22 protein-coding genes are annotated in these 26,164 nt (G+C 70.6%); 17 read left to right on the forward strand and 5 right to left on the reverse strand.

Annotated features, from left to right (window positions below; translation table 11 throughout):
* Positions 1-66 precede the first annotated feature (66 nt).
* The 3 genes from ACQXVK_RS06135 (at position 67) to ACQXVK_RS06145 (ending at position 3,768) form a co-directional block, all read left to right on the forward strand.
* The gene (locus ACQXVK_RS06135; RefSeq protein ID WP_430853113.1) at positions 67-1,875 is read left to right on the forward strand and encodes an ABC transporter ATP-binding protein; all 1,809 of its coding nucleotides are present in this window, start codon (positions 67-69) and stop codon (positions 1,873-1,875) included.
* 107 nt (positions 1,876-1,982) lie between these two features.
* Entirely contained in the window at positions 1,983-2,408 is a 426-nt protein-coding gene (locus ACQXVK_RS06140; protein WP_070417755.1) for a DUF805 domain-containing protein, read from the forward strand.
* A gap of 355 nt (positions 2,409-2,763) precedes the next feature.
* Positions 2,764-3,768, forward strand: coding sequence for a DUF3800 domain-containing protein (locus ACQXVK_RS06145; RefSeq protein ID WP_430853030.1), 1,005 nt, complete (start codon positions 2,764-2,766; stop codon positions 3,766-3,768).
* A gap of 32 nt (positions 3,769-3,800) precedes the next feature.
* On the opposite strand, the gene ACQXVK_RS06150 is transcribed toward ACQXVK_RS06145, so the two are convergent.
* Entirely contained in the window at positions 3,801-4,136 is a 336-nt protein-coding gene (locus tag ACQXVK_RS06150; RefSeq protein ID WP_430853031.1) for an MGMT family protein, read from the reverse strand.
* Entirely contained in the window at positions 4,133-4,591 is a 459-nt protein-coding gene (locus ACQXVK_RS06155; protein ID WP_070417757.1) for a GNAT family N-acetyltransferase, read from the reverse strand. The genes ACQXVK_RS06150 and ACQXVK_RS06155 overlap by 4 nt, the downstream gene beginning before the upstream one ends.
* A gap of 108 nt (positions 4,592-4,699) precedes the next feature.
* On the opposite strand from ACQXVK_RS06155, the gene ACQXVK_RS06160 reads away from it, so the two are divergent.
* The 9 genes from ACQXVK_RS06160 (at position 4,700) to ACQXVK_RS06200 (ending at position 18,426) form a co-directional block, all read left to right on the forward strand.
* The gene (locus tag ACQXVK_RS06160; RefSeq protein WP_430853032.1) at positions 4,700-5,944 is read left to right on the forward strand and encodes an ROK family protein; all 1,245 of its coding nucleotides are present in this window, start codon (positions 4,700-4,702) and stop codon (positions 5,942-5,944) included.
* 189 nt (positions 5,945-6,133) lie between these two features.
* Entirely contained in the window at positions 6,134-8,671 is a 2,538-nt protein-coding gene (locus tag ACQXVK_RS06165) for a lamin tail domain-containing protein (protein WP_430853033.1), read from the forward strand.
* Between the two features lie 243 nt (positions 8,672-8,914).
* Complete coding sequence (locus ACQXVK_RS06170; protein WP_430853034.1) at positions 8,915-9,436, forward strand: DUF805 domain-containing protein; 522 nt, start codon at positions 8,915-8,917, stop codon at positions 9,434-9,436.
* A 220-nt stretch (positions 9,437-9,656) separates the two neighbouring features.
* Positions 9,657-10,499, forward strand: coding sequence for a PhzF family phenazine biosynthesis protein (locus tag ACQXVK_RS06175; RefSeq protein ID WP_430853035.1), 843 nt, complete (start codon positions 9,657-9,659; stop codon positions 10,497-10,499).
* Between the two features lie 121 nt (positions 10,500-10,620).
* The gene (locus ACQXVK_RS06180) at positions 10,621-11,982 is read left to right on the forward strand and encodes an extracellular solute-binding protein (RefSeq protein ID WP_022908317.1); all 1,362 of its coding nucleotides are present in this window, start codon (positions 10,621-10,623) and stop codon (positions 11,980-11,982) included.
* Between the two features lie 110 nt (positions 11,983-12,092).
* Positions 12,093-13,043 carry a carbohydrate ABC transporter permease gene (locus tag ACQXVK_RS06185; RefSeq protein WP_430853036.1) on the forward strand — a complete coding sequence of 317 codons (951 nt, stop codon included), beginning with the start codon at positions 12,093-12,095 and terminating at the stop codon, positions 13,041-13,043.
* 2 nt (positions 13,044-13,045) lie between these two features.
* Positions 13,046-13,945, forward strand: a complete 900-nt coding sequence (locus tag ACQXVK_RS06190; protein WP_022908315.1) for a carbohydrate ABC transporter permease — start codon at positions 13,046-13,048, stop codon at positions 13,943-13,945.
* Positions 13,946-14,023: 78 nt separating this feature from the next.
* Positions 14,024-17,134 carry an alpha-mannosidase gene (locus ACQXVK_RS06195; RefSeq protein WP_430853037.1) on the forward strand — a complete coding sequence of 1,037 codons (3,111 nt, stop codon included), beginning with the start codon at positions 14,024-14,026 and terminating at the stop codon, positions 17,132-17,134.
* Positions 17,135-17,454: 320 nt separating this feature from the next.
* On the forward strand, positions 17,455-18,426 hold the full coding sequence (locus ACQXVK_RS06200) for a hypothetical protein (RefSeq protein WP_430853038.1): 972 nt from the start codon (positions 17,455-17,457) through the stop codon (positions 18,424-18,426).
* A 184-nt stretch (positions 18,427-18,610) separates the two neighbouring features.
* Here the strand turns inward: ACQXVK_RS06200 and ACQXVK_RS06205 are convergent, their stop codons facing one another.
* Positions 18,611-19,048 (reverse strand): DUF1905 domain-containing protein, encoded by a 438-nt coding sequence (locus ACQXVK_RS06205; protein ID WP_430853039.1) that lies wholly within the window; start codon positions 19,046-19,048, stop codon positions 18,611-18,613.
* A 180-nt stretch (positions 19,049-19,228) separates the two neighbouring features.
* Here ACQXVK_RS06205 and ACQXVK_RS06210 point away from each other — a divergent pair, with 180 nt between their 5' ends.
* Genes ACQXVK_RS06210 through ACQXVK_RS06225 form a run of 4 tightly spaced genes read left to right on the forward strand, consistent with a single transcriptional unit; the run spans position 19,229 to position 23,326 of the window.
* A complete protein-coding gene (locus tag ACQXVK_RS06210; protein WP_402266941.1) occupies positions 19,229-20,371 on the forward strand; it encodes an ABC transporter substrate-binding protein in 1,143 nt (380 codons plus the stop codon).
* A 5-nt stretch (positions 20,372-20,376) separates the two neighbouring features.
* On the forward strand, positions 20,377-21,393 hold the full coding sequence (locus tag ACQXVK_RS06215; RefSeq protein ID WP_416394344.1) for an ABC transporter permease: 1,017 nt from the start codon (positions 20,377-20,379) through the stop codon (positions 21,391-21,393).
* Positions 21,390-22,259 carry an ABC transporter permease gene (locus ACQXVK_RS06220; RefSeq protein WP_022908310.1) on the forward strand — a complete coding sequence of 290 codons (870 nt, stop codon included), beginning with the start codon at positions 21,390-21,392 and terminating at the stop codon, positions 22,257-22,259. Before ACQXVK_RS06215 ends, ACQXVK_RS06220 begins: the two co-directional genes overlap by 4 nt.
* A complete protein-coding gene (locus tag ACQXVK_RS06225) occupies positions 22,256-23,326 on the forward strand; it encodes an ABC transporter ATP-binding protein (protein ID WP_402266950.1) in 1,071 nt (356 codons plus the stop codon). Before ACQXVK_RS06220 ends, ACQXVK_RS06225 begins: the two co-directional genes overlap by 4 nt.
* Before the next feature lie 181 nt (positions 23,327-23,507).
* Here the strand turns inward: ACQXVK_RS06225 and ACQXVK_RS06230 are convergent, their stop codons facing one another.
* A complete protein-coding gene (locus ACQXVK_RS06230; protein WP_430853040.1) occupies positions 23,508-23,987 on the reverse strand; it encodes an NUDIX hydrolase in 480 nt (159 codons plus the stop codon).
* A 61-nt stretch (positions 23,988-24,048) separates the two neighbouring features.
* Between ACQXVK_RS06230 and nagB the strand changes: the two genes are divergently transcribed.
* Positions 24,049-24,834: a glucosamine-6-phosphate deaminase gene (nagB, locus tag ACQXVK_RS06235; RefSeq protein ID WP_416394348.1), complete on the forward strand. Its 786-nt coding sequence runs from the start codon at positions 24,049-24,051 to the stop codon at positions 24,832-24,834.
* A gap of 9 nt (positions 24,835-24,843) precedes the next feature.
* On the opposite strand, the gene ACQXVK_RS06240 is transcribed toward nagB, so the two are convergent.
* A complete protein-coding gene (locus tag ACQXVK_RS06240) occupies positions 24,844-26,031 on the reverse strand; it encodes a MalY/PatB family protein (protein WP_430853041.1) in 1,188 nt (395 codons plus the stop codon).
* Positions 26,032-26,164 lie beyond the last annotated feature (133 nt).

Raw genomic sequence — 26,164 nt, forward strand, 5'->3', positions numbered from 1 at the left:
CAGACGTCGGCGCAGTCGACCGACGCACCGGACGTCGACGACGCGCAGCAGCCCGTCACCGCGTCGATCACCACGCTCGGTGTGCGTGGCGAGGAACGTGACGACTTCACCAAGGCGGAGAGCAAGCGCCTGCGGCGTCGCTCCCTCGCCCTGCTCGGGTCCCTCGCCGCGCCCCTCAAGGCCCGGCTCGTCCTGCTCGGCGTCGTGGTCGTGGTCTCCACTGCGGGCACCGTCGCGGGTCCGGCGCTCATCGCGTGGGGCATCGACAACGCCCTGCCGGCCGTCCTCGACCGGAACGACTGGGTGCCGGCGTTCGGCGTCGTCGCGACGTACATCGTCGTGGCCGTCCTCGGCGCCGTCCTGACCGCGTGGTACACGGTGCTCGCGGCCCGGATCAGCCAGGCGATCCTGTTCGACCTGCGGAAGCGGGTGTTCCTGCACACGCAGCGGCTCTCGCTCGAGTTCCACGAGACCTACACGTCCGGCCGGATCATCTCGCGCCAGACGAGTGACCTCGACTCGATCCGCGAGCTGCTCGACTCCGGGCTGAACCAGCTCATCCAGGGCGTGCTCTACATGGTGTTCACGGCGATCGCCCTCGTGGCGCTCGACCCGACGTCCGGGCTGGTGCTCGCGGTGTCGCTCGTGCCGCTGTGGTTCCTGATCCGCTGGTTCCAGTCGAACTCGCAGACGCTGTTCCGCGCCACCCGTGTCGCCTCGGCACGTGTGATCGTGCACTTCGTCGAGACCATGACGGGCATCCGCGCGGTGCAGGCCTTCCGCAAGGAGTCCCGCAACCGCGACGAGTACGGCGGCTTCGTCGAGGACTACCGGGTGGCGAACACGAAGGTGTTCAACCTGTTCGGGACCTTCGACCCCGTGCTCGTGCTCATCGGGAACGCCACGCTCGCAGCGGTCGTGATCGTGGGCGGCTTCCGGATCGTCGGCGGCTCGCTCGAGGTCGGCGCGCTGCTCGCGGTCGCGCTGTACGCCAAGCGCTTCTTCGACCCGGCCCAGGAACTCGCGATGTTCTACAACGGGTACCAGTCGGCCTCGGCCGCGATGGAGAAGATCTCCGGCGTGCTCGAGGAACGGCCGAGCGTGCCGGACCCCGCGAAGCCGACGCGGCTGGCGGACGCCACCGGCAAGATGGACTTCGACGACGTCGTGTTCGCCTACAACAAGGGCAAGGTCGTCCTGCCGGAGTTCGACCTGCACATCCCGGCGGGCCAGACGATCGCGCTCGTCGGGTCGACCGGTGCCGGCAAGTCGACGCTCGCCAAGCTCATGGCGCGCTTCTACGACCCGTCCGAGGGCTCGGTGCGGCTCGACGGCGTCGACCTGCGGGACCTCGACACGAAGGACATGCGTCGCGCGATCGTCATGGTCACGCAGGAGGCGTACCTGTTCTCCGGCACGGTCGCGGACAACATCGCGCTCGGCAAGCCGGGGGCGTCACGGGACGAGATCGAGTCGGCGGCGAAGGCGGTCGGCGCGCACGAGTTCATCATGGCGCTGCCCGACGGGTACGACACCGACGTGAACAAGCGCGGCGGCCGGGTGTCGGCCGGGCAGCGGCAGCTCCTGTCGTTCGCCCGGGCGTTCATCGCGGACCCGAAGGTGCTCATCCTCGACGAGGCCACGGCGTCGCTCGACATCCCGTCGGAGCGGCTCGTGCAGGAGGGGCTCGAGACGCTGCTCGCCGACCGGACCGCGGTCATCATCGCGCACCGTCTGTCGACCGTCGCGATCGCGCACCGCGTGCTCGTGATGGAGTACGGCCGGATCGTCGAGGACGGCACCCCGGCCGACCTCATCGCCGGGACCGGACGGTTCGCCCAGCTGCACGCGGCCTGGCGGGACTCGCTCGTGTAGCGGCACCGTCGATCGGCCCTGTCGGACGAACCACGGATCCGACGTGGAACCACGCACTCGCGCTGGTTCCACGTCGGATCCGTGGTTCCACGTGGTTGGGTGGACCCATGAGCGACGACAGCGTGCAGCCCGGCGGCGTGGCCCTGCGCGACCCCTTCTACGGGGCACCCTTCACCGAGGCCGTCCGGCGGTTCTGGCGGAAGTACACCGTGTTCACCGGGCGGGCCTCCCGTTCCGAGTTCTGGTGGTGGTGGATCACGTCGCTCGCGATCGGACTGGTGCTGCAGCTCGTGCCGCAGGTCTTCACGCCGGACACCCCGGTGCTCGAGAACCCGGTCGGCTCCTACCTGTTCGTGCTCTGGGGGTTGGCGACGCTGATCGGGTCCCTCGCCCTCGGCGCCCGACGGCTGCACGACGCGAACCTCTCCGGCTTCTGGCAGTTCCTGCACGTGGTGGTCGGCATCGGCTCGCTCGTGCTCTTCGTCATGTGCCTGCTGCCGTCGAACCCGAAGGGCGCACGCTTCGACGCGTGAGGCGACGCCAGATGCACGGATGCAGCGTGCCGCCGCGAGTCAACTAGTGGTGGACGCCCATCGACGACGGGTCGTGTGGTTAGCGTTACCCCCAACGGACGTCGCCTGGCCACGTCGGCCAAGGTCCGGCAGACTGCCACACTTTCGTATTCGGGTCCACAGCGGGACGAGACCTCAACATCCGAGACGTCGTCTCCCGGAACACCGAACGAATCGATCGAGGTAATCCCCTGGACATCTGCCTGCAGGCCGACACCGAGAGGCGACCCCGCCATGATCGCGCTCGACCCGTGAGACCGATCGCTCGTCGTGTTGTGAAGGTCGGGCCGAGCGCAGAGACCCATAGGGTGTTGCCATGGTTCTACAAGTAGTGGGAGACGAGTCAGGCTCGGATGGGGAAAACCTCAGTCGACCAACGCACCGTTTTTTCAGTTACGGCACTACCGACCTCGACGAGTCCGAGGCGCACGACTTGGTAGTTGCTACGCGCAAAGCAATTGGTTCGACCGAGAATGAGGCTAGTTCGAGTGCTGAGCTGAAGTTGCCGAAGCTCATCAGTAAGCACCGGCCCGTCGTAGAACGTTTGTTTGAAGCTGGCGGCCCTCTCGACGGCAAGGCGAGTATCTACTTGGCGGACAAAGAGAAGTTTCTTGCAGGCAAGATGGTATCTCTTCTCATAGAGGAGGATTCGTACACTTCTGGACGTCCCGTTGGGTTTGAGTACGAGGCGTTTTACGCGAACGAGATCGCGGACTATGTGCTTCCTGTGCTTGGCGACGCCATACGAGCGAAGCTTCTAGAAAGTTTCAATCGTCTCTGCCGATCGTATAAGGAGGCGCATGCGCCAAAGAATCGTGCGCTTGAATTCGTCAACGCGCTCCGAATGGCGATTCTTAGTGCTTCGCATGATAGTCGCGCTTCCAGAATGCTCGAACTCTTATGGAAGGCGCGATCCGAAGCGTACTTGATAGAGAAGGACTTTTCGAAGACACTCGATCTTGAGCCAATGTTACCGACGCTACTCGTCGTGACGACCACTTGGCACGAGCGACTCCGCGGGTCAGAATTTGAATTGTTGATGGATGAATACCGGCAGATGACCGATCAGATGCTCGAAATCGTTCAGCTGAATGCGGAGCACCTTTGGGGTGCGCGACTGAAGCGAATAGTGCAGGTGCAGTCGAAGGATGACCCACGGGTACAGGTTGCGGATTGGATCGCAGGAACGGGGCGCGTGGTCGCGGGCGAAGTGCTTGCTGGGAGGCGTTCACGTCTGAGCGCGCTGACTCTCCCCTTTATCGACGACAACAGCATGCGCTCACCTGAGTCCGCTCTAGACCGTTGGATCGCCGGAATCTGAGTCGAGAGATCCGACCGCTTAACCGTGTGCGCTCAGAACGGGTCGTCCGCGTCCGTGGCGGGTGACCAGCGCGCCCGACGCATGTCGATCCTCCAGGTCGTCGCCCCCTGCACGAGCGGGGTGCCCTCGGCGCGGTAGTGCTCGTGCGCCCGGGCCTCGTGGTGCACCGGGGGCAGACCGCCGGACCGCACCACGCGCCACCACGGCAGGTCGGAGCCCTCGTGCGCCATGACCTTGCCGACGGCACGCGACGCCCGGGAGCCGAGCGCCGCGGCCACGTCGCCGTAGGTCATGACGTGACCCGCCGGGATGAGCCGGACGACCTCGGCCACGGCTGCGCCGAAGTCGTCGGGGGGAGCCTCGGTCACACCAACTGCAGGACCGCGAAGTGGTCGCCGTACTGGGTCTCGCGCACGACCTCGAACCCGACGGCGCGGAAGAACGCCTCGGGGCTGTCGTCGCCACCGGGTTCGTACACGACGGTGAGGCGCTCGAGCCCACGGTTGCGGGCCTCGTCGGCGAGGCCGTGCACCGCGAAGCGACCGACGCCGCGACCCTGGGCCGTCGCCGAGACGTTGACCCGCCAGATCGCGCTGCGCAGTTCTTCCTCGGCGTTGTCCTCGTCGAAGGTGCCGATGATCATGCCGACGACCTCGTCGCCGTCGAGGACCACACGCGTCCACGCCGAACTCGGCTTCACGTCCGACTCCGCGACGCCGTAGGTGGTCGGCTGCACGAACTGCTCCTGCCCGGGCTTGAGCGTCAGGGAGTTCGCCGCCGCAGCGGTCGACGCGGAGAGTTCTTCGAGGCGGAGGTCCGTCATGCCGCTCAGGGTAGCCGTGCGACCCGTGTGGGGGCCAGCGGGCCGCGCGACCGATACCGCACCGTTGTGCCACCGGTGCCGGGCCGACCGGCGCGGTATGGTCGCGGCATGGCAGAGCATCGGCGTGGGGCGAACCTCCCGTCGATCGGTGGGTTCAACCGGACGGTCGTGCTCGACGCGGTGCGTCGCTCGCCGGACGGGCTGAGCCGGGTCGAGCTGGCGTCCCGCACCGGCCTGAGCGCGCAGACCGTGTCGAACGTCACGCGGTTCCTCATCGAGGCGGGGATGATCGCGGAGTCCGGCACGGTCGTGTCCGGTCGCGGCAAGCCCCGCACCATCCTGCGGCTCGAGGCCGGCAGTCGGTATGCCGTCGGGGTGCACGTCGACCCGGCGGTCGTCACCTACGTGCTGCTGGACCTCGCCGGGACCGTCGTCGCGTCGAGCACCACGTCGACCCCGACCGCCGACGACCCGTCCGAGGTGGTCCGGACCATCGCGACCGCGGTCGACGACCTCGTGGCGGGTGCCCGGGTCGACGTGGACGCCGTGCTCGGGGTGGGCATCGCGAGCCCCGGTCCGATCGACGTCGACGCCGGTGTCGTGCTCGACCCGCCGTTCCTGCCGCGGTGGCGGGACGTCCCGCTGCGCGATGCGCTCGCCGAGGCGACCGGGTACCCGGTGCTCCTCGAGAAGGACGTCACGGCGGCGGTGATCGGTGAGATGTTCCTCGCCGGGGAGTCCTCGGCGCGGAACTTCGCCTTCGTCTACTTCGGTACGGGCTTCGGTGTGGGGCTCGTCGTCGACCACGAGCCCGTCCGCGGCGTCGGGTCGAACGCCGGTGACGCCGGGCACATCATGGTCGACCAGGGGTCGCTCGCCGGGACGCCGGACGGCGAGGGCACCCGCGGCGAGGTCGGTGCGGCGGTCGCCCCGGACCGTCTGGTGCACGTCGCGCAGGCGCGCGGCCTGGCACTCGGCGGCGCCCCGGCGGGCGTCGCGGCCGTCGACCGGGCCTGGGACGCACTCGGAGCGGCGATCGAGGCCGGGAACCCGGTGGCCCGTGGGCTCGCGGCCGAGGCCGGGACGGTGATGGGGAACGCGGTCGTCCTCATCGTGAACCTGCTCGACATCGACCGGGTGGTCTTCGGCGGGCCCTTCTGGTCGCGGATCGCGAGCGCCGCTCTGCCGGCCGCGCGCGAGGCGATCGTCGGGTCGCCGCTGCTCGTCCCGAAGCACCCGGTCGTCGTGACCGAGAGCGACCGCGGCGCCGACGTGGCCGCGGTCGGCGCGGCCTGCCTCGTCCTCGACGCGGCGCTGTCGCCGCGGGCGAGCACCCTGCTCATCCGTCGCTGACGGAGGTCCGTCGCGCGCACCACCGGCCAGGAGGCGCGGTGCGGGGCCGACCCGCGCCTCCCGTCCGGCACACGGTGCCGTCCCGTGCGGTGCGGGCGACACCCGTCGTTCACCTCGACGCCACCGGCCGGATGCCCGGATGCTGAACAGTCGTGCAGGTCCCCCCTGAACACCCGAGAAGGACCCTGCATGCATCCCCGTGCTCTGCGCCTCGGCGCGTCCGTCGTCGCTGCCCTCGTCGTCGTCGGCGGCGCCCTGACGACGTCCCCCGCCTCCGCTGCCGTCGGTGACGACGACCCCACCGTGGGGGCGTCCGCCGCGAACGGACTGGTCGTCAACGAGGTCGAGTCGAACGGCGACGACACCGACTGGGTCGAGCTCGCGAACACGTCGTCGGCGGCGATCGACCTGTCCGGGTACGCGTTCCTCGACGACGACAGCTCCCACGAGGCGTACGTCCTGCCGACCGGCTCGATCATCGCCGCGGGCGGGTACTTCGTCCTCGACCAGCTGTCCGCGACCGCTCCCGGCTTCGACTTCGGGCTCGGCGGCGCCGACACCGTCAGGGTCTACGACCCGGCGGGCGACCTGGTGCTCCGGTACGCGTGGACCGCGCACGCGGCGGTCACGTACGGGCGCTGCCCGGACGGCACCGGTGCCCTCGTGGACACGACCGCGTCGACGAAGGGCGCGGCGAACGACTGCTCCTCGCCGGTGCGCATCAACGAGGTGGAGTCCGACGGCGGCACCCCGGGCGACTGGGTGGAGCTGACGAACACCGGGACGACGACCGTCGACCTCGGCGGGTACGTGTTCTCGGACAGTGACGACGCGCACGCGTACGCGATCCCGTCCGGCACGACCGTCGCTCCCGGTGGCTTCACGGTGCTCGACGAGCAGGACTTCGGGTTCGGGCTCGGCAAGGCGGACTCGGCACGGCTCCTCGACGCACGGGGGACCCTCGTCGACTCGTACTCGTGGACGGCGCACGCCGCGACGACGTACGGCCGGAACCCCGACGGCACCGGGGCGTTCGCCGAGACCGCCGCACCGACCAAGGGTGCCGCCAACCGGTTCGTCGGCGTGGTCACCGCCGAGGCGTGGCCCGGCGGTCCGGACGAGCGGGTGCTCGACGACGAGGACACCTTCACCGGTGACCTGAGCGGCATCGACTGGACGCCGTCGGCATCGGCGTCGACCCCGGCGTCGGCCGCGGGGCAGCTCTGGGCGGTGCAGAACGGCGACGGGCTGCTCTACCACCTCACGTCGGACGGGGCGGGCGGCTGGGCGCCGACGAACGCGGCCGGGACCGAGCTCCACTACGCCGACGGCTCCGGGACGCCGGACGCCGAGGGCGTGACCGTCACCTCCGACGACCCCGGTGCCGTGTACGTCTCGACCGAGCGGAACAACGACGTGTCCGGGACCAGCCGTCCCGCGGTGCTGCGCTTCGCGACCACCGACGGCTCCCAGACGACGCTGAACGCGACCGACGAGTGGAACCTCGCGGCGGACTTCCCCGGGCTCGGGGCGAACGCGGGCCTCGAGGGCGTCACCTGGATCCCGGACTCGTGGCTCACCGCACACGGCTTCGCGGACGAGCACACCGGCGCCGCGTACTCGCCGGCGACCTACGCCGGACACGGCGACGGGCTGTTCTTCGTCGGCGTCGAGGGCACCGCGAGCGTGTACGCGTACGCCCTGATGTCCGACGGCGGGTCCCAGCGGGTGGCGACGATCGCGACGCCGTTCTCCGTCGTCGCCGACGTGCAGTTCGACCCGACGCTCGACGCGCTCTGGGTGGTGTGCGACGACGCCTGCTCCGGCCGGACGGCACTGTACGAGGTGACCGACGGGGCCTTCGCCGCCACGACGGTGTACGAGGCGCCGACGAACGCGGACCGGACGCTGGCGAACGAGGGCTTCGCGATCTCGGGCGTCTGCACCGAGGGTGCGCGGGCGACGTTCTACGCGGACGACAACGACACGGACGGGTTCTCGCTCCGGACCGGCACCTACCCGTGCGACTCGTCGACCCCGGGTGACGGTGGGACTCCGGGTGACGGCGGGACGACGCCGCCGCCGACGCCGACGCCCACGCCGGGCGACGGTGGGACGCCGGGCGACGGTGGGACGCCGGGCGACGGCGGGACGCCGGGCGACGGCGGGACTCCGGGTGACGGCGGGACTCCGGGTGACGGCGGGACGACGCCGACCCCGGGTGGCGGGTCGACGCCCGCGCCGGGTGACACCGCGCCGGGTGGGTCGGCCCCCGGGTCGGGCACGTCGCCCTCGGGATCACCCATCGCGCCGTCCGAGGCGTCTCTGACCCAGGTGAACCGCGGCTCGCTCATCGCCCCGGCCACCGCGCGCCCCGGCGACACCATCACGGTCGGCGTCGGCACCCGGTACGCCGGGCAGCAGGTGCACGTCTGGATGTTCTCCACGCCGACGCTCCTCGGCACCGCCACGGTCGCAGCGGACGGCACGGTCACGGCGACCATCCCCGCCGACGCCCCCGCGGGGCAACACCGCATCGTGGTGACCGCCGAGGACGGCACGGTGCTCGGCTGGACGACGATCACGATCGACCCGGTCACCGGTGCGCTCGCGTTCACCGGTGCCGAGGGTCTCGGAGTCGCCGCGCTCGCCGCGTTCCTGCTGCTCGTCGCCGGTGCGGGCGTGCTCGTGCTCCGTCGACGCCGGGGGACCCCCGCCTCGGAGTGATCCGGTGAGCAGGAATGGTCGGGTTCGTGGCGCGGACCCGACCGTTCCTGCTCACGAACGCACGCCAGCGTCGCCTGACACCGGGGGCGACCTGCGCGGGCGACCTGCGTGGGGGCCTGTGGTGAGGCGTTGCGACATCGTGGTCGTCGTACGACAGCGACGATGTCGCCCGGGGTCCGCACACGCCGCACCGGGGGACGCCCGACGCGAGCAGCGCTCAGGATTCCTCGGTAGGCGGGACGTGTGCAGACCGAACCACGAGCAACCCAACCCCCGGTCGGCGTGCCGTGGCACGGTGCGACCTTCGTGTCGGCGTTCCCACGGTTCTTCCGCGGCTACACCGTGTTCCGGGGGCGCGCCGCACGACCGGAGTTCTGGTGGTGGGCGCTGTGGTCGTTCCTCATCGTCCAGGCCCTGCAGATCCCCTGGGCCATCGGCATCGTGACGTGGCGACCGGGCCCGGTGAGCGCAGCCGACTCGGCGATGCTCGACGACGCGATGCGCTCGTTCAACCCGTTCCCGGTGTGGGGGTACCTGCTGGGTTCCCTCCCACCGATCGCGCAGATCGGCATCGGGCTCTACGGCGTCGTCCTGCTCGTCATCGCGCTGCCCTGGATCGCGATCGCGGTTCGGCGCCTGCACGACTCGGGCCGTTCGGGATGGTGGGTGCTGCTCTACCTGGTGCGGATCGGCAACATCGTGCTGCTGGTGCTCCTGGCGCAGCCGTCCGACGAACGCGGGGCGCGGTTCGACCGACCGGCCTGACCGGGCCCGCGGGCCGCACGACGCCGGGGGACCCCCGCCTCGGAGTGATCCGGTGAGCAGGAATGGTCGGGTTCGTGGCGCGGATCCGACCGTTCCTGCTCACGAACGCACGCCAGCGGCCCGCGCGCCAGCGGCCCGCGCGCCCGCGGCCCGCACGCCAGTGGCCCGCACGCCCGCGGCCCACGCGCCAGCGAGGCCAAGCGCCCGGCGGTACCGTCGGATGGTGCGCACCGAGATCCTCCGCTACACCGCCTTCGCCGCCGAGCCCGGGGGCGGCAACCCCGCCGGCATCGTCCTGGACGCGTCCGGCCTGTCCGACGACGACATGCTCGCGATCGCGCAGGAGGTCGGCTACCCCGAGACCGCCTTCGTCACCGGGCGCACCGAGGCGGGCGCCCACGTGCGGTACTTCTCGCCGGCGGCCGAGGTCCCGTTCTGCGGTCACGCGACAATCGCCACCGCGGTCGTGCTCGCCGAGCGCGAGGGTCTCGGACGCCGGGTCTTCACGACCGCCGCGGGCGAGATCGCCCTCGACGCCACGGCCGCTGCGGACGGCAGCGTCCAGGTCGCGATGACGAGTGTTCCTCCCGAGTCCCGTCCGCTCGATCCCGACCTGCGCGATCGGCTGTTCGCCCTGCTCGGCCTGACGATCGACGACGTCGCGCCGGACTTCCCGGTGCTCGAGTCGTTCGCGGGGAACTGGCACCCGGTGATCGTCCTCGCCGACGTCGAGCTGTTCCACCAGTTCCGCTTCGCCCCGGAGCCCCTCGCTGCCCTGAAGCGCGAGGCGGGCTGGGCGGGGACGGTCACGGTGCTGCACCGGACGGGCGCGCTGGAGTACGAGGCGCGGAACCTCTTCCCGGCCGGTCGGATCACCGAGGATCCGGCGACGGGATCGGCGGCGGCGTCGACCGGCGCGTACCTCCGCGAGGTCGGCGCGGTCCAGCCCGACGACCGCGTGGTGATCCGACAGGGACGGCACGTCGGGCGGCCGAGCGTGCTGCTCGTCGACGTCCCGGCGACCGGCGGCATCACCGTGACCGGAGGCGCCACCCCGGTCTGAGCCGTCCGGGAGCGTGACCGAATCGACACGAACAGGCTCTTGACACGGATAAGTAAATACGGTGGAGTAATCCTGCGCGCGGGTGACGGAGCCCGCGAACATCCCGTGCAAAGGAGCACCGATGAAACGCCGCACCCGAATCATCGCCGGTCTCGCAGCCGTGGCAGTCGCCGCGGTCGGACTGGCGGGTTGTTCCAGCTCAGGGTCTGCCTCGAGCGACACCATCAAGATCGCCTACCAGAAGTTCGGCGCCTTCCAGCAGCTCGACGCCCAGATGAAGGTCGTCAAGAAGGAGTACGAGAAGGAGTACCCGGGCAAGAAGGTCACCCTCGTGCCGATCCAGGCGCAGGGCAACGACTACTACACGAAGCTCGCGCTCATGAACAAGGCGCCGGCCACCGCACCGGACGTTATGTACGAGGACACCTTCCTCATCAAGGCCGACGCCCAGGCCGGGTACCTCCTGCCGCTCGATGAGTACGTGGCCAAGTGGAAGGACTGGGACCAGTTCTACGACAACGCCAAGCAGGCCGGCGAGGGTGTCGACGGCAAGACCTACGGCGTCTCGATGGGCACTGACACCCGGGCCCTCTGGTACAACAAGGACATCTTCAAGAAGGTCGGCCTGCCGGTCCCGTGGCAGCCGAAGACCTGGGATGACGTCCTCGCCGCGGCGAAGACCATCAAGGAGAAGGACTCCGGCGTCATCCCGTTCAACATCTACTCGGGCAAGGCGCAGGGCGAGGCCTCGACCATGCAGGGCTTCGAGATGCTCCTGTACGGGGCGGACGGTTCCGGCAACACGCTCTATAAGGACAAGAAGTGGGTCACGGGCTCGAAGCAGTTCCAGGACTCGCTGCAGTTCGTGAAGGACGTCTACCAGGGCGGCCTCGGCCCGACACCGCAGCAGGCGCTCGACACGAACGTCGGCACGACCATCGCGCAGACGTGGCTGCCCCAGGGCAAGCTCGCGATCGACCTCGACGGCTCGTGGCAGTCCGGCACGTGGCTGAAGACCGGCACCGCGCCGTGGGCTGAGTGGAACGACGTGATGGGCCAGGCAGCGTTCCCGACGCAGAACGGTCAGGAGCCCGGCTACAACTCCATGTCGGGTGGTTGGACGCTCGCGATCGGCAAGAACTCGAAGGCCCCGCAGGCCGCGTTCGACTTCATCACGAAGTTCCTCGACAAGGACGGCTCGCTGAAGTACGACACCGAGAACAGCCAGATCGCCGTGCGCAAGGACGTCGCCGAGGACAGCGCCTACACCGACGCGAACCCCACGTTCAAGTTCTTCTCCGGGCTGGTGGAACACACCAACTTCCGCCCGGCGACGAGCGACTACTCGCAGGTCTCGAACGCGATCCAGGTCGCGATGGAGTCGGTCATGACCGGGCAGCAGACACCGAAGCAGGCGGCTGCCGCGTACGACACGGCCGTCGAACAGGTCGTCGGCAAGGACAACACCGTCTCCGCCGGTTGACGCTCGTCACCACCTGACGGACTGGAGGCGCGGCTCGCGTCGTGCGCCGCGCCTCCCGTCCGTCGCCACCCACCTTCGGAACCCTCTCCGCACCCGGAAGGCAACCAACCGTGTCCAGCACCCCCCTCGTGCCGACCCTGTCGGCGCCCGGTGCGCCGAAGCGCACCGATCCGCCGGTCCCGCGCAAGCGGAAGCCGCTGCGGAACGTCGGACGGGCCGTCCCCCTCCTGCCCGCCGTCGTCCTCCTCGTCATCTTCCTGCTCGGCCCCGTCATCTCGTCGTTCTACGGGTCGTTCACCAACTCCGCCCTCACCGGCGTCGGTGCCTCCGACCAGCAGTTCGTCGGGCTGAAGAACTACGTCGAGCTCTTCCAGGACCCGGACTTCCCGAAGTCCGTCATCCTCACCATCGTCTTCCTGCTCGCCTCCGCCGTCGTCGGCCAGAACGTGCTCGGTCTCGGGCTGGCCCTCCTCATGCGGAGCGCCAACAAGGTCATCCGGTCCATCGTCGGTACGTTCGTCGTCGCCGCGTGGGTGCTCCCCGAGATCGTCGCGTCGTTCGCCGCGTACGCGTTCTTCAACGACGAGGGCACGCTCAACGAGTTCCTGAAGACCATCGGGATCACCGGGCCGAACTGGCTGTACACGTACCCGATGCTCGCGGTCATCCTCGCGAACATCTGGCGCGGGACGGCGTTCTCGATGCTCGTCTACTCCGCCGCCGTGCAGGAGGTCCCCGAGGAGATCACCGAGTCCGCCGAGGTCGACGGTGCCGCCGGCTGGCAGCGCCTCGTGTACATCACGCTCCCGGTCATCCGGCGGTCGATCTCGACGAACCTCATGCTGACGACGCTGCAGACGCTGTCGGTGTTCACGCTCATCTTCGTGATGACCGGCGGCGGCCCCGGCACGAACTCGTCGACGCTGCCGATCCTGGCCTACCAGGAGGCGTTCAAGTTCTCGCAGCTCGGCTTCGGGACGGCGATCGCCACGATCCTGCTCATCGTGGGCGCGGTCTTCTCGATCATCTACATCAAGGCACTGAAGCCGGAGGTGGACTGACCATGGCCCTCACCGCTGACCGTCCGGTCTCGAACGCCACCCGCGCGGTGACAGCCCCCGGTGCGCTGCACATGACCTCGCCGCGCGGCCGCACGATGCGCTGGGTGTCGAACGTCGTGCTGCTCGTCATCGCCGTGTGCTTCGCCGTGCCGCTGCTGTGGCTCGTGCTCGCCTCGCTCGACACGCAGGCGTCGCTGTCCGTGAAGATGCCGACGCAGTTCACGCTCGACAACTTCGCGAAGGTGCTCACACCGGACCTGTCGTTCATCCCGCTCGGGAACAGCCTGCTGCTCTCCGGCGGCACGGCGGTCGTCACGGTCGTCGTCGCGATCCTCGCCGCCTACCCGCTGTCCCGGTACAAGATGCGGGTGAACAAGCCGTTCCTCTACAGCATCCTGTTCGGCACCGGCCTGCCGATCACCGCGATGATGGTCCCCGTCTACGCGCTGTTCGTGTCGCTGAACCTCATCGACAACGTGTGGGGCTGCATCTTCTTCCTCGCCGCGACCAGCCTGCCGATGGCCATCTGGATGGCGAAGAACTTCATGGACTCGGTGCCGATCTCGCTCGAGGAGGCGGCGTGGACCGACGGCGCCTCGATGCTCACCACGCTGTGGCGGATCGTCATCCCGCTCATGCGCCCGGGCATCGCCGTGGTGTTCATCTTCGTGTTCATCCAGGCCTGGGGGAACTTCTTCGTCCCCTTCGTGCTGCTCCTCTCGCCCGACAAGGTGCCCGCCGCGGTGAGCATCTTCAACTTCTTCGGGCAGAACGGCGCCGTCGCCTACGGGCAGCTCGCCGCGTTCTCGATCGTGTACTCCGTACCGGTCATCGCCCTCTACGTCCTCGTGTCCCGAGGCCTCGGCGGCGGCAACGCCCTCGCCGGTGGCATCAAGGGCTGACACACCCGTCCGCGGGCCGCGCCGTCGGCCCCTCGCCGGGCCGCGCCGCCGGCCCACCTGCTGGGAAGGAATCCCGCCATGCACTCCGACGAACCGCTCGTCCACGCCCGGATCGCCCGACTGGTCCGCGACCGCATCGACCCCGCCGTGCACCGCCGCTCGGCCCCGGTCACGATCGACGCCTGGCAGGTGCCGGACGAACCGGTGCCGTTCGCCACCGCCGTCGCCGCCGACTACACGCCGTTCGACGGCGGCGCCTGGGGCGGGAAGCCCTGGGGCACGACGTGGTTCCGGATCCGCGGCACCGTCCCGGCCGACTTCGGCACCGCGCCCGGCACCACCGCCGAGCTCCTCGTCGACCTCGGCTTCACCAAGCGCAACCCCGGCTTCCAGGCCGAGGGGCTCGCATGGCGTCCGGACGGCACGACGATCAAGGGCATCGAGCCGCACAACGACACCGTGCCGCTCGAGGTCGGGCCCGGCGAGTCCTTCGAGCTCTACGTCGAGGCCGCCGCCAACCCCGACATCGGCGGCGACTCGTTCCAGGGCGCGACACCGCTCGGTTCGAAGTCCACCGCCGGATCGGACCCGATCTACCGGGTCCGCCGCATCGAACTCGTCGAGCGCGACGACACCGTGTGGGAACTCCAGCAGGACTTCTGGGTGCTCCGTGGCCTGATGGGGGAGCTCCCCACGGACGGCACGCGTGGCGCCGACCTGCTGCGCGGCCTCGAGCGTGCCGCCGACGCCCTCGACCCCGACGACGTCGCCGGCACCGCGGCCGACGCCCGGGCCGTGCTCGCGCCGCTGTTGGCCGTCGGAGCGTCCGGGTCCGCCGGTCGCGCCGTCGCGGTGGGCCACGCGCACATCGACTCGGCCTGGCTGTGGCCGGTGCGCGAGACGATCCGCAAGTGCGCCCGCACCTTCTCGAACGTGCTCGACCTGATGGACCGCGACCCGGACTTCACGTTCGCGTGCTCGTCCGCCCAGCAGTACGCCTGGATCCGTGACGGCTACCCGTCGATCTGGGCCCGCATCAAGCAGCGCGTCGCCGAGGGCCGGTGGATCCCGGTCGGCGGCATGTGGGTCGAGTCGGACACGAACCTCCCCGGCGGCGAGGCCCTCGCCCGGCAGTTCGTCGCCGGCAAGCGGTTCTTCCTCGAGGAGTTCGGCATCGACACCCCCGAGGCCTGGCTCCCGGACTCGTTCGGCTACTCGGGCGCGCTGCCCCAGATCGTCCGCGCCGCGGGCTCGAAGTGGTTCGTCACGCAGAAGCCCTCGTGGAACGAGACGAACGTCATCCCGCACACCTCCTTCCACTGGGAGGGCATCGACGGGTCCCGCGTCCTCACCCACCTGCCCCCGGCGGACACCTACAACTCGGACGTCTCGCCCGCCGACCTGCACCGCGGCGAGCGGCAGAACAAGGAGCGCGGCGTCGCCAACACGTCGATGCTCCTGTACGGCTTCGGCGACGGCGGTGGCGGCCCCACCCGCGAGATGGTCGCAGCGGCACGGCGCCAGCACGACCTCGACGGATCGCCCCGGGTCGACCTCGGCACCCCGGCGCAGGTCTTCGAGGAGATCGAGGCCACCCTGCCGACGCCGTCGGTGTGGTCCGGCGAGATGTACCTCGAGTTCCACCGCGGCACGTACACGTCGCAGATCCGGACGAAGCAGGGCAACCGGCGCTCCGAGCACCTGCTCCGCGAGGCCGAGCTCTGGGCGTCCACCGCGGCCGTCCGCCTCGGGCTCGACTACCCGTACGAGGAGCTCGAGGAGGCCTGGCACACGGTGCTGCTGCAGCAGTTCCACGACATCCTGCCGGGGTCCTCGATCGCATGGGTCTACGAGAATGCCGAGGCGAACTACGCCGAGGTCGCCCGCGTCCTCGAGGGGCTGATCGGCAACGCCACGACGGCGCTCGCGAACGGCGGGGCCGCGGCGCTCGCCGGGGTCGGGGCGTCGTCGTCGACGGTGGCCGGCGGCGGCAGTGCGCTGCTCGACGCTCCGTCCGGCGCCGACGCCGTCGGCGGGAGCGGCTCGTCCGGGAACGTCGTGCGCTTCAACGCCTCGCCCGTCACCGCGGGGGACGCAACCGCCCTGGGTGGTTCGCTCGGCGACGAACCGCGAGCCGTGCCTCCCGTCCGGAACGGTGACCACTTCGTCTTCGACACCGGCGTCGTCACGGCGACCGTCGACGCGGCCGGTCACGTCGTGTCGCTCGTCGACCACGCGACCGGACGCGATGCCGTCGCACCCGGTGCGGCAGCCGCCGAGTACACCGTGTTCCGCGACACCCCGAACCAGTGGGAGGCGTGGGACATCGACCGCGCCTACCAGCGCAACGGCACGGTGCTCACGGCGTCCTCGGTCGAGGTCGACGGTTCGTCGCTCGTCGTGCAGCGGACCTTCGGGTCGTCGTCGATCACCACCCGGTACTCGGCGGTCGACGGCGAGGCCGAGCTGACCATCGAGACCGAGGTGGACTGGCACGAGCGGCAGAAGCTGCTCAAGCTCGCGTTCCCCCTCGACGTCCGTGCGTCGTCGGCCTCGAGCGAGATCCAGTTCGGGCACATCGACCGCCCGACGCACCAGAACACCTCGTGGGACATGGCCCGCTTCGAGACGAGCGCCCACCGCTGGGTGCACGTCGCCGAGCCGGGGTTCGGTGTCGCCGTCGCGAACGACTCCACCTACGGGCACGACATCACCCGGACCACCCGGGCCGACGGCGGGACCACGACGCTCGTCCGCGAGTCGCTGCTGCGCGCCCCGACGTTCCCGGACCCGCACGCCGACCAGGGGCACCACGTGTTCCGCACCGTGCTGCGGGTGGGTGCGTCGGTCCTCGACGCCGCCGACAGCGGCTACCGGCTCAACCTGCCGGTGCGCACGGTCGAGGGGACGACCACGGTCGACCCGCTCGTCACGGTGTCGTCGCCGCAGGTGTTCGTGGAGGCGGTGAAGCTCGCCGAGGACCGCTCCGGTGACGTCGTCGTGCGGCTCTACGAGGCGTCCGGTGGGCGGGCTGCCGACGTCGGCGTGGACTTCGGGTTCGACGTCGCCACGGTGACGGCGGTGGACCTGCTGGAACGTGGGCTGGGGGACTCGTGGGAGTCGGGGGAGCCGGTCGTGCTCACGCTCCGACCCTTCGAGATCGTCACCCTGCGGGTACGCCGGGCCTGAGGCAGCGGGGCCGGCGGGGGAGACCGCGGCGCCGGACGGGACTCGGGTGCGTTCCGTCCGGCGCCGTGCTGCGCTGGCGGGTGGGTGCTGGTGCTGGTGCTGGTACTGGTGGTGGTGGTACCCGGTCGTTCCGGGCGTAGCTGGTCGAATCGGGCGTACCTGATCGAAAGTTCCGACCAGGTACGCCCGATTCCGTCAGGGATCGCGCCCGTCATGGGAAGGAACGTTCACTCCTCCACACCAGGGCGGGCCTGGAGGCGCGTCCACAGTTCACGACGCCGGCCTGCTGAGCGCGTGGCTGGTCGGGCATCGTCGCGTGCATGGACGAACCGCTGCCCATCCTCCGGGCCTCCACCACCCGCGAAGCCGGCCTCGACGCCAGCACCCTGCGCCGACGGACACGGCTGCGCGGCGCCGGTCGGCTCGTTCGTGCGGGGCCGAACGCCTTCGTCGACGGCGCAGCCTGGGACGCCGCCGGGCCCCGGCAGCGGTACGTCACTCGTGTGTACGCGCGGCTCGGTCGGCTCGGCGCGCGGGCGACCATCTCCCACGCGTCCGCCGCCGCGGTGCACGGGCTGCCCTCGCTCGGCGGGTGGAGCATGCCCGTCCACGCGACCGTGCCGGAGTCGATGTACCGCGCCCGGACGTCGGAACTGGTCCTGCACACCCGTCCGGTGTCCGCCGCCGAGCGGATCCGAGCGGGCGACCTCGCGATCACCACGGTCCCGCGGACCGTCATCGACATCGCGATGACGGACGACCTGCGGACCGGTGTCGTCGTGGCCGACGCGGCGCTCCGCAGCGGCATCGGGCGAGACGACCTCTGGCGAGCCGTGCACCCGAGCGGCCGGGGACGGGCACGCGCCGCACAGGTCGTCGACCTCGCCGACGCACGATCGGGTTCGCCGGCGGAGTCCCTCGCGCGCGTGGTCTTCCGCGAGCTCGGGCTGCCCGTGCCCGTGCTGCAGCAGGAGTTCGTGGTCGGAGGTCGTCGGTTCGCCGTCGACTTCTGGTTCCCGGACGAGGGGGTCGTCATCGAGATCGACGGACGCGCCAAGTACACGCAGGAGCGGTACCTCGGCGGACGCGACCAGACCGAGGTGTTCCTGGACGAGAAACGTCGTCATGCCCGCCTGCTCACCGTGCCGGGCGTTCGAACGGTCCTCCGCGTCGAGTGGCGCGAGCTGTTCGACCTCGACGCACTGGCGGCCCGCTTCCGTGCCGCGGGTCTCCCTTGTGCGATCCGACCGGTGCGGAGCGCTCGACGCCCCGCGCCCACACCGAACCGGTGAGCCCGCTCGGTGTCCAACGCTGCTCGTTCTTTCCCAGAGCGTCCGCGATGCAAGGTGTTTCCGGGCGTACCTGCCCGAAACTTCGGACCAGGTACGCCCGAAACGAGCAAGTACGCCCGAAGCGATCAGGTACCGCCGAAGCTGGCGCGCCCGCGTCGCGGCGCGGCGCGGCGCGCCCCGCGGGTCAGGCGCGCAACGCCTCGACGGCCTTCTCGATCCGGCGCTGCCGGGTCTCCGGGGCCTTCGCCTGCTCGACCGGGTCGACGAGGGCCCGCTGCCGAGAGTTCGAGAGCGTGTCGAACGCGCCCCGGACTCCGGCCTCGTGCAGGGCCGTCGCCAGGTCCTCCGGCACCTCGATCACCCGCGGCTGCGCGTCGACCTCGATGGTGACCTCGACCGTGTCGCCGGCCGCGACTCCCGCAGCGGCGCGGTGCTCCGCCGACAGCGGGACGAGGGACTGATCGGCCATCACGCCGATCGACGAACGGTACGTGTAGGCGCCGTTCACGGTGACCACCACCGGTGGTCGGCGCCCCGCGCCCAGCGCCTCGACGACGTCGGACGGGACCGGCAGACCGGTCGCCGTCTTCCGCGCCTGCAGGACGGTCGTCGTGAACTGCATGCGTGCCTCCTGGACTGTGCCGGACCGGGCCGGCACCCTTGCCGACAGTCGAGACCGTACAGCCGCACCCGCTGTTCCGCCACCGTTCACCACGGCAGCACTGGTCGGAAACCGGCCGCGTCCACGATCGTCCAGGACCCGGATCCCGGGTCCGTCCCGATCACCCGAAAGGCACACCCCGTGCAGCACAAGCGCACCCTCGCCGGCATCGCCCTGGCCGCCGCCGCCATCGTCACCCTCGCCGGCTGCTCGGCCACGAGCTCGGCCAGCACCACCAAGGACGACACCGACTGGAAGACCGCCACGAGCGCCGAGTCCGCCGGGGGCATGGACGCCCTCGTGAAGGCCGCCAAGGCCGAGGGGCAGCTCAACGTCATCGCGCTGCCGCCGTCGTGGGCCAACTACGGCAAGATCATCGACGGTTTCACCAAGAAGTACGGCATCAAGATCACCTCCGCGAACCCGAACGGCTCGAGCGCCGACGAGGTCGCCGCCGTGAAGTCGCAGAAGGGCCAGTCGACCGCGCCCGACGTGCTCGACCTCGGCAACGCCGTGCTGCAGCAGAACCTCGACCTGCTCACCGACTACAAGGTCGCGAACTGGAGCGACATCCCCTCGAACCTCAAGGACGCGGACGGCGCCTGGACCCGCGACTACACCGGTCTGATGTCGATCGGCTACGACTCGTCGAAGATCACGGACGCCCCGAAGGACCTCGACGACCTGCTCGGCTCCGAGTACAAGGGCAAGGTCGCGATCTCGGGTGACCCGACGCAGGCGAACCAGGCCGCTTCGGCGGTGTACCTCGCGGCGCTCGAGAACGGCGGCTCGGCCGACGACATCACCAAGGGCGTGGAGTACTTCGGCAAGCTGAAGCAGGCCGGCAACTTCCAGAACGTGCTGCCGACGCAGGCGACGGTCGCCTCGGGTGAGACCCCCGTCGTCATCCAGTGGTCGTACAACAACCTCGCATGGGGCCCGGCCGCCGGTGCCTCCGGGAACAAGAACTGGAAGACCGTCGTCCCCGAGGGACAGGCCCTCGCCTCGTACTACTCGCAGGCGATCAACAAGGACGCCCCGCACCCGGCCGCCGCGCGCCTCTGGCAGGAGTACATCGCGAGCCCGGACGTGCAGAACCTGTACCTCCAGGCCGGAGCCTTCCCGTCCACCCTGGCCGCGCTCGAGAAGTCGGGCAAGGTCGACCAGGACGCCCTCGACGCCGCAGGTGGCGCGCCGAAGGACTCCGTCGAGCTGACCGACGAGCAGGCCACCGCCGCGGCCAAGGTGCTGTCGGCCAAGTGGGCCTCGACGATGGGCTCCTGAGCAGCATGACCACCGCATCGGCACCGGGCGCCGGCGGGAACCCGCTCGTCGGGGCACCCGGCCGTGGGACCGCTCCGGCACCCGTCCCTGCCGGACCCGCCGCGACGACCGCGGCCACCCCTCCGGCGACGACCGCCGATGCCACCGCCCGCCGCGCCGCCGGACCCCGTGTCCGGCGCCGCGGCGGCGTCGCGTGGCTCGGCCTCACCCCGTTCGCCGTCTACGTCCTGCTGTTCCTCGCCGTCCCCGCGGTGATCGCGGTCGGCAGTGGCTTCTTCACGAGCAGCGGCGCGTTCACCTTCGCGAACCTCGCCGCGTTCGCCGACCCGTCGGTGCTCCGCGCCTTCGGGGGCTCGTTCGGTCTGTCCGCCGTGTCCGCCGTGATCGGCGCCGTGATCGGCGCCGTCGTGTGCTGGGCGCTCGCCGCGCTCCGACCGGACGGTCTCGTCCGGTCGATGATCGACGCGGCCGCGAGCGTCCTCGCCCAGTTCGGCGGTGTCATGCTCGCGTTCGCGTTCATCGCCACGATCGGGGCGCAGGGACTCGTCACCACCTGGTTGGTCTCCGCCCTGCACATCGACCTCAATGCCGACGGCACCTTCCTGTACACGGTGCCCGGGCTCGTCATCCCCTACGTCTACTTCCAGGTGCCGCTGATGGTCCTCACGTTCATGCCGGCCCTCGAGGGCGTCAAGGCCCAGTGGGGCGAGGCAGCCGCCACCCTCGGGGCGTCGCGCGCGACCTACTGGCGACGGATCGCGCTGCCCGTGCTCGCGCCGGCGTTCTGGGGATCGCTGCTGCTCCTCTTCGCGAACGGGTTCTCGTCGTTCGCCACGGCTGCGGCGCTCATCTCCCAGGGCGGGATCGTGCCGTTGACGATCCGGACCCAGCTCACCAGCGAGACGATCATCGGGCTGCAGAACGTCGCCGGCGTGCTCGCCTTCGGCATGGTCGTCGTGATGGCCCTGGTGATGGGCGCCTACTCGCTGCTCCAGCGCCGGGCAGCGCGGTGGCAGCGATGAGCGCGGCCACCGGCGGGCGCACGGTCCGGCCGCGACGGACGGGAGGCGCGACCCGCGTCGGCCGCTTCGGCGCGGCCCCGTCGCGGGTCACCGCCGCGATCGTGCTCGTCGTGATCGGCCTCGTGTTCGCCGTCCCGCTCGTCGCCCTCGCGCAGTTCACCTTCCGCCAGGGGACCGACGGCAGCCTGACGCTCGCGCACTACACGGCACTCGTCGACCCGGTGAACGCGGCGACCTACCAGCCGGTGTTCGACGGGCTCGGCGCCTCGCTGCTCATCGCGCTCATCACCGTGGCGATCGTGCTGCTCGTGCTGCTGCCGGCCCAGATCATCACGGCCCTGCGGTACCCGAGGCTCCGCCGCGTCCTCGAGTTCGTGTGCATCGTGCCGATCACCGTGCCCGTGGTCGTCCTCGTCGTCGGGTTCATCCCCGTGTACCAGGTCGTCGCGCAGGTCTTCGGCTCGGACGCGTGGACGCTGTCCTTCGCGATCGGCATCATCGCGCTGCCCTTCGCGTTCCGACCGATCGCCGCGGCCATCACCGCGATGGACATGTCGGTGCTCTCCGAGGCCGCCCGGTCGCTCGGCGCCTCGTGGTGGACCGTGACGTGGCGGGTGCTCCTGCCGAACCTCCGTCGCGGCATCACGGCCGCCTGCTTCCTGACGATCACGGTCGTCCTCGGCGAGTACACCCTCGCCTCGTTCCTCTCCCGCACGACGTTCCAGACCGCGCTCCTGCTCGTGCAGTCGACCGACCCCTACGTCGCCGCGATCTTCTCGCTCGCCGCACTCGTCTTCGGATTCGTGCTGCTCGTCCTCATCGGCCGGGTCGGCTCCCGCCGCCGTGCCCCGAAGGAGTCCGCATGACCGTCACCGCCCCCGCCGCCCCGGCATCGCTCGCGACCGACGGCGCGATCGTCGAGCTCGACGGCGTCGAGAAGCACTACGGCGCGCACCGTGCCCTCGCCGGGCTGTCGCTCCGGATCGAACCCGGTGAGTTCGTCTCGCTGCTCGGCCCGTCCGGGTGCGGCAAGACGACCGCGCTCCGGGCGCTCGCGGGCCTCGAGGGCATCGACGCCGGGTCGATCCGCATCGACGGTCAGGACGTCGCCGACACCCCGGTCAACAAGCGGGACATCGGCATGGTGTTCCAGCAGTACTCGCTGTTCCCGCACATGACGGTCCGGCAGAACGTGGCGTTCGGCCTCGAGATGCGCCGCGTGCCGGCTGCTGCCCGCCGCGAGCAGGTCATCGACGCGCTCGACATGGTGCACCTCGCCGAGTTCGCCGACCGGTACCCGCACCAGCTCTCCGGCGGACAGCAGCAGCGCGTCGCCCTCGCCCGGGCACTCGTCACCCGGCCCCGCGTGCTCCTGCTCGACGAGCCGCTGTCGGCGCTCGACGCCAAGGTGCGGGTGTCCCTGCGCGACGAGATCCGGCGCATCCAGAGCGACCTCGGCATCACGACCGTGTTCGTCACCCACGACCAAGAGGAAGCGCTCGCCGTCTCGGACCGCATCGCGGTGATGAACGCCGGCGGCATCGAGCAGATCGGCACGCCGGAGGAGCTCTACCGCTCCCCGTCGTCGGCGTTCACGGCGGACTTCGTCGGGCAGTCGAACCGCCTCCGCGGCGACCTGCGCGGTGGGGACGTGTTCGTGTACGGGTTCCGTGTGCCGGCACTCGACGCTGCGGCACCGGACGGTCCGGTCCTCGCCTACGTCCGCCCGGAGGACGTCGCCTTCGCGTCGGAGGGCGTCACCGGCACGGTCGTCGCGTCGAGTTTCCTGGGGTCGATCCGACGGACGACGGTCCGGCTCGACGACGACACGGTCGTGACGGTGCAGCACGAGGTCGGGGACCGCCGCTTTGCCGGCGACGCGGTCGCCGTGCGGCTGCTCGGCGCCCCCGTCGCGGTCGCCCCGCTCGCGTAGCACCGACGAGCCACTCCGCTCGCGGAGCGGCGACGGGCTGCCCCGGCGAGACCGAGTCTCGGCTCGGCGGACAGTTCCGCGACGCTCGGACCGCGAAACTGTCCGCCTGCGCGAGACTCGGCTGCGCGCTGGCGGACGGGAGGCGCGGTGCGGGCTGGCACCGCGCCTCCTGTCCGAGCAGTCAGCGCTGGAAGCGCGTGGCCGGGTCGTCGGACAGGGCCGCGTCGATGCGTGCCCGCATGGTCGCGGGCATCTCGGGCAGGGCATCGAGCCGTGCCCAGAAGGCCTCGGTGTTCTCGCCGTCGGCGGGGAACGGGTCGCCGGACACGTACCGGCAGGCGAACACGAGGTCGAGGTACTGCGCCCGGTCGCCGTTCGGGTACGTCATCTCCGGCAGCACCTGCACCCATGCGAGGCGCTCGGCGACGGCGACGACGTCGGCTTCCTCGAGGACCTCGCGTTCGGCGGCGACCGCGGGTTCCTCGCCGGGGTCGACGATGCCGGTCACCGGCGTGAACGCGAGGTTGTCGGCCCGACGCACGACGAGGAGCTCACGGTCCGGACCCTCGCCGCGCGTCACGACGGCGGTGACCCCGGTGAGCCAGAGCGGGTCGTTCCCGATCTTCGAGCGGAGGGACAGGACGAAGTCAGGCGTGGGCATGCCGCCACGCTACCGACACCGCACCCTGTCGCGGACTGGTCATGACCAGTAGGCTGTCACCGTGGAGATCATCATCCTGCCCACGCCGGCTGAGGTCGGTCGCGTCGCCGCGGCCAAGATCGCTTCCGTCGTCGCGAAGAAGCCGTCCGCCGTCATCGGAGTCGCCACCGGGTCCAGCCCACAGGGCATCTACGCCGACCTGCGACGTCGCGTCGAGGCGGGGGAGATCTCGTTCGCCGAGGCCCGCGCCTTCGCGCTCGACGAGTACGTCGGCATCCCGCTCGAGCACCCCGAGTCCTACGCCTCGGTGATCCAGCGCGACGTCATCGACCCGCTCGGCTTCGAACCCTCCCGCGTCCGGGTCCCGGACGGTCGCGCCGACGACCTCGAGTTCGCGGCGAAGGAGTACGACGCCGCCATCCGGGCCGCCGGCGGGGTGGACGTGCAGATCCTCGGGATCGGCGCGAACGGGCACATCGGGTTCAACGAACCGACGTCCTCGTTCGCGTCCCGCACGCGCATCAAGACGCTCGCCCCGTCCACGCGTGAGGCGAACGCCCGGTTCTTCGACAGCCTCGACCAGGTCCCGACGCACTGCATGACGCAGGGGCTCGGCACCATCCTCGATGCTCGCGAGCTCGTCCTCGTCGCCCAGGGTTCGTCGAAGGCCGACGCCGTTGCCGCCGCGGTCGAGGGTCCGCTGTCGTCGTTCGTCCCCGGGTCCGCGCTGCAGCTGCACGAGCACGCGACCGTCGTCGTCGACGAGGAAGCCGCCGCGGGGCTCACGCTCGCCGACTACTACCGGTACACGTACGCGAACAAGCCGGCCTGGCAGCTGTTCGAGTGAGTCCCCGGCTCAGCCGCCCGTGCGCCGCGACCACGCGGTGTGCAGGCGGCTGAGTCCTTCGTCGAGGGTCTCGGCCGAGCACCCGAAGTTCAGCCGGGCGAAGCCGGCTCCCTGCCGACCGAAGTCCGGGCCGCTGCTGAGCGCCACCTTCGCCTCGTCGACGAGGTGTGCGGCGGGGTCGTCGCCCCACGGCAGCGCGCGCAGGTCGAGCCACGCCAGGTAGGACGCCTGCGGCTGCCGGTAGCCGGCACCGGGCAGCACCGCACCGATGCGCTCGGCCAGGGTGCGGCGGTTCGCGGCGAGCTCGGTCAGGAGCGACGCGAGCCAGGGGCCGCCCTCGCTGAACGCCGCCACGCTCGCGGTGTACCCGAGGATCCCGGTGCGCTCCACCACCTCGGTCGGCATGCCGTCGAACCACGCTCGCGCCCGGTCCGAGGCACCGACCATGAGCGCGCACTTCGTCCCCGCGAGGTTCCAGGCCTTGCTCGCGCTGGTCAGGGCGACGCCGAGGTCGGCGGCCTCGGGGCACGAGTCGAGGAACGGCGTGAAGGTCGCATCCGCGTGCACGAGCGGTGCGTGGATCTCGTCGGAGACGACCACCGCGTCCCACTCGGCGGAGAGCCGGGCGAGGGAGGCCAGGTCGTCCCGGGTGTGCACCAGCCCGAGGGGATTGTGCGGGTTGCACAGCAGCACCGTCCGGGCGCCGTCCGCGAACGCTCGGCGGATGCCGTCGAGGTCCATCCGCCAGCCGGCCGTGGTGTCGAACGGGTCCGCGGTGCCCTCTGGCGCGAGCAGCGGGACCTCGGTCACGGAGCCGCCGGCCTCGGCGACGTACTCCCAGAACGGCGGGTAGACCGGCGGCATGATGACGACCTGGTCGCCGGGGTCGATCACCCGGCGGAGCGTCTCCACCGCGGCCACCGAGACGTCCGTGGTCGTCCGGACCATGTCGGGGTCGAGCCGCCACGACCAGCGGGCCTCGGCGAAGTCGGCGAACGCCTCGGGGAGCGCCCGGCCGTGCCCGACGTAGCCGGTGTCGCCGTTCGTGACCGCGGCCACGAGGGCGTCCCGCACAGGCTCGGCGAGCATGCTGTCCATCTCGGCGACGAACATCGGCAGCACCTCCGGCGGGTGTGCCGTGTACTTCTCGCTGGTGCGGGTGCGGTGCGCATCGAAGAGGGAGACCATGACGCTCATGGGGCCATCCTCGCAGCGGACGGTGTGATCTGGACCTCAGTCGAGGTCGGCGAGGGTGTACGGTCCACGCCGACGTGAACAGCGGGGGAGCGCTCGGTGACCGACCGCACGTCCCCCGTCCGAGGGGTCTAGC

Origin of the sequence: Curtobacterium sp. AB451, assembly GCF_050585845.1 — a bacterium.
Classification (GTDB): Bacteria; Actinomycetota; Actinomycetes; order Actinomycetales; family Microbacteriaceae; genus Curtobacterium.

Coding starts and splice junctions, on each gene's coding strand:
- ACQXVK_RS06140 (WP_070417755.1), top strand. CDS start 1,983: ATGAGCGACGACAGCGTGCAGCCCGGCGGCGTGGCCCTGCGCGACCCC.
- ACQXVK_RS06145 (WP_430853030.1), top strand. CDS start 2,764: ATGGTTCTACAAGTAGTGGGAGACGAGTCAGGCTCGGATGGGGAAAAC.
- ACQXVK_RS06155 (WP_070417757.1), bottom strand. CDS start 4,591: ATGACGGACCTCCGCCTCGAAGAACTCTCCGCGTCGACCGCTGCGGCG.
- ACQXVK_RS06160 (WP_430853032.1), top strand. CDS start 4,700: ATGGCAGAGCATCGGCGTGGGGCGAACCTCCCGTCGATCGGTGGGTTC.
- ACQXVK_RS06165 (WP_430853033.1), top strand. CDS start 6,134: ATGCATCCCCGTGCTCTGCGCCTCGGCGCGTCCGTCGTCGCTGCCCTC.
- ACQXVK_RS06175 (WP_430853035.1), top strand. CDS start 9,657: ATGGTGCGCACCGAGATCCTCCGCTACACCGCCTTCGCCGCCGAGCCC.
- ACQXVK_RS06180 (WP_022908317.1), top strand. CDS start 10,621: ATGAAACGCCGCACCCGAATCATCGCCGGTCTCGCAGCCGTGGCAGTC.
- ACQXVK_RS06190 (WP_022908315.1), top strand. CDS start 13,046: ATGGCCCTCACCGCTGACCGTCCGGTCTCGAACGCCACCCGCGCGGTG.
- ACQXVK_RS06195 (WP_430853037.1), top strand. CDS start 14,024: ATGCACTCCGACGAACCGCTCGTCCACGCCCGGATCGCCCGACTGGTC.
- ACQXVK_RS06200 (WP_430853038.1), top strand. CDS start 17,455: ATGGACGAACCGCTGCCCATCCTCCGGGCCTCCACCACCCGCGAAGCC.
- ACQXVK_RS06205 (WP_430853039.1), bottom strand. CDS start 19,048: ATGCAGTTCACGACGACCGTCCTGCAGGCGCGGAAGACGGCGACCGGT.
- ACQXVK_RS06215 (WP_416394344.1), top strand. CDS start 20,377: ATGACCACCGCATCGGCACCGGGCGCCGGCGGGAACCCGCTCGTCGGG.
- ACQXVK_RS06220 (WP_022908310.1), top strand. CDS start 21,390: ATGAGCGCGGCCACCGGCGGGCGCACGGTCCGGCCGCGACGGACGGGA.
- ACQXVK_RS06225 (WP_402266950.1), top strand. CDS start 22,256: ATGACCGTCACCGCCCCCGCCGCCCCGGCATCGCTCGCGACCGACGGC.
- ACQXVK_RS06230 (WP_430853040.1), bottom strand. CDS start 23,987: ATGCCCACGCCTGACTTCGTCCTGTCCCTCCGCTCGAAGATCGGGAAC.
- ACQXVK_RS06240 (WP_430853041.1), bottom strand. CDS start 26,031: ATGAGCGTCATGGTCTCCCTCTTCGATGCGCACCGCACCCGCACCAGC.